The organism is Micromonospora sp. M51 (assembly GCF_018070305.1).
Taxonomy (GTDB): Bacteria; Actinomycetota; Actinomycetes; order Mycobacteriales; family Micromonosporaceae; genus Micromonospora; species Micromonospora parva.
This window is the reverse complement of the sequence record NZ_JAGPXZ010000962.1, coordinates 1-1,990: the sequence shown is the minus strand read 5'-3', so window position 1 is coordinate 1,990 and position 1,990 is coordinate 1. Positions and strand designations below refer to the sequence as shown.

The window sequence follows — 1,990 nt, the reverse complement described above, 5'->3', positions numbered from 1 at the left end:
GCCTGGACACGCACACCACCGACATCGTCCGGCTGATCGAGGTCGAGGACCTGCGCGACGTCCTGCTGGTCGGGCACTCCGGCGGCGGGATGCCGGCAGCCCAGGCCGCGGACCGCGTCCCGGACCGGATCGCCCGGGTCGTCTATGTGGAGAGTGGGCCGTTGCCGGACGGCACGGCGCAGTTCGACACGCTGCCGCCGGAGGAGCAGCAGCGGCTGCGCGAGGCGATCGGCACCGGGCACCTGCTGCCGCCGCCCGCCTGGGACCCGGAAGCCGACCCGACCAACCTGGCCGGCCTCGACGAGCCGACGCTCGCGCTGCTGCGCACCCGGGCCACCCCGCAGCCGCTGCGGACCGCCACCGACCCGGTCCGACGCACCGGCGGGCGCTCGGTGCCGACCGCGCTGGTCGCCAGCACCATCCCGCTCGACGTGGTGCGGCAGATGATCCGACAGGAGCACCCGTTCTTCACCGAGCTGACCGACGGCCAGCTGCACGGGTTGCCCACCGGGCACTGGCCGATGCTCAGCGAGCCGAAGGCCCTCACCGACATCCTCGACCAGATCGCCCGCAGCTGACCCAGACCCCGCCCCCTGCGCCGATCTTGCACTTCCGGTTGGCGACATGGGCGCCACTGCCCCTTATGCCGGGGCAGAAAGTGCAAGATCGGCGCAAGAGGGGGGCGACGACGACGGGGGGGGTTAGCGCGGGAGCAGGGCGGTGAGCTCGGCGACGACCTCGGCCGGGGTTCGGCCGTCGGTGATCACCGTTTCCGTGGCCACCTCGGCGTAGAGCGGCCGGCGCTGGTCCAGCAGGTGCTTGAGGGTGGCCCGCGGGTTGATCGCCAACAGCGGGCGTCCGGCGCCGAGCCCGACCCGCTTCACCGCGTCGGGCAGCTCGACCGAGAGGTGCACCACCCGGTGCCCGATCAGCGCGGCCCGGGTCTCCTCGGCCAGCACCGCGCCGCCGCCGAGGGCGAGCACTCCGGTGCCGGCGGCCAGCGCCGCGGCCACGGCGGCCCGTTCCAGGGTACGGAAGTGCGCCTCACCCTCGTCGATGAAGATCTCCGGGATCGGCTTACCGGCCATCTGCTCGATGTCGATGTCGGTGTCCCGGAACTCCACGCCGAGCGTCGCGGCGAGCGCCCGCCCGACGGTGGTCTTGCCGCAACCGGGCGCGCCGACCAGCACGACCACCGGTGCCATCAGCGGATGACCAGCGCGTCGAGGTAACCGGCCACGTTGCGGCGGATCTCGGTGACCGAGTCACCGCCGAACTTCTCGGTGGCCGCCTCGGCGAGCACCAGCGCCACCATCGCCTCGGCGACCACCGCCGCGGCGGGCACCGCGCACACGTCGGAGCGCTGGTTGATGGCGGTGGCCGGCTCGCCGGTGGCGACGTCCACGGTGGCCAGCGCCCGGTTCAGCGAGGAGATCGGCTTCATCGCGGCGCGGACCCGCAGCGGCTCACCGGTGGTGATGCCGCCCTCCAGCCCGCCGGCCCGGTCGGTGACCCGGCGCACGCCGGTCGCCGACGGGATGATCTCGTCGTGCGCCTCCGAGCCACGGGATCGGGCCTGCTGCCAGCCGTCACCGATCTCCACACCCTTGATCGCCTGAATGGACATCAGCGCGGTGGCCAGCCGGGCGTCGAGCTTGCGGTCCCACTGCACGTGGCTGCCCAACCCCGGCGGCACCCCGTACGCCAGCACCTCGACCACGCCACCGAGGGTGTCGGCGGCCTTCTTCGCGGCGTCGACCTCGGCGACCATCAGGGCGCTGGCCTCCGGGTCGAGGCAGCGCAGCGGGTCGGCGTCGATCCGGGCGGTGTCCGACGGAGTGGGGCGCAGCCCCGGCTTCGCGGCCACCGGGCCCAACTCGACGACGTGCGAGACGATCTCGATGCCGAGCGCCTGCCGGATCAGCGCCTTCGCGACAGTGCCGACCGCCACCCGGGCGGCCGTCTCCCGGGCGCTGGCGCGCTCCAGGAT

Annotated in this window: 3 protein-coding genes; 1 reads left to right on the top strand and 2 read right to left on the bottom strand. The window is 73.8% G+C overall.

Annotation, left to right across the window (positions count from 1 at the left end; all coding sequences use genetic code 11):
• The coding region (locus KBX53_RS31280; protein WP_210863351.1) for an alpha/beta fold hydrolase at window positions 1–578 on the top strand (578 nt) is incomplete at its 5' end.
• A gap of 123 nt (window positions 579–701) precedes the next feature.
• On the opposite strand, the gene KBX53_RS31275 is transcribed toward KBX53_RS31280, so the two are convergent.
• Both KBX53_RS31275 and aroC read right to left on the bottom strand, forming a co-directional pair.
• Window positions 702–1,205 carry a shikimate kinase gene (locus KBX53_RS31275; RefSeq protein ID WP_030335636.1) on the bottom strand — a complete coding sequence of 168 codons (504 nt, stop codon included), beginning with the start codon at window positions 1,203–1,205 and terminating at the stop codon, window positions 702–704.
• A partial coding sequence (gene aroC / locus KBX53_RS31270; protein WP_210863349.1) for a chorismate synthase occupies window positions 1,205–1,990 on the bottom strand: 786 nt, incomplete at its 5' end. The genes KBX53_RS31275 and aroC, both read right to left, overlap by 1 nt.

Bases quoted from the DNA above. Each gene is read 5' to 3' on its own strand.
- KBX53_RS31275 (WP_030335636.1), bottom strand. From the start codon at position 1,205: ATGGCACCGGTGGTCGTGCTGGTCGGCGCGCCCGGTTGCGGCAAGACC.